The sequence below is a fragment of the Belnapia sp. AC561 genome (assembly GCF_979252845.1).
The window spans coordinates 1-255 of sequence record NZ_CEEDBP010000327.1 but is presented as its reverse complement, the minus strand read 5'-3'; the positions used below and the strand labels follow the sequence as shown (position 1 = coordinate 255).

Annotated in this window: 1 protein-coding gene; it reads right to left on the bottom strand. The window is 66.7% G+C overall.

Going from position 1 to position 255, the window contains the following annotated elements:
* Positions 1-255 (bottom strand): queuosine precursor transporter (locus AC0IW9_RS31280; RefSeq protein WP_471652185.1); only part of this gene is annotated, 255 nt, incomplete at both ends.

Sequence of the window (255 nt, the reverse complement as noted above, 5' to 3'; positions counted from 1 at the left end):
CTTTCAGCGCCCATTGCGTGAACAACACGGTCACGACCAGTTGCGGCGTCCACCCCGTCGCGCCCCAGAAGGCGAGCGGGTAGAAGATCAGGCTGTCGACCCCCTGCCCCACGACCGTCGACCCGATCGTCCGCATCCACAGGTGCCGCCCTTCGGTCAGCACCTTCATGCGCGCCATGACATAGGCGTTGACGAACTCGCCCGCCCAGAACGCGCAGACGCTCGCCAGCACGATCCGCGGCACCTGCCCGAAGA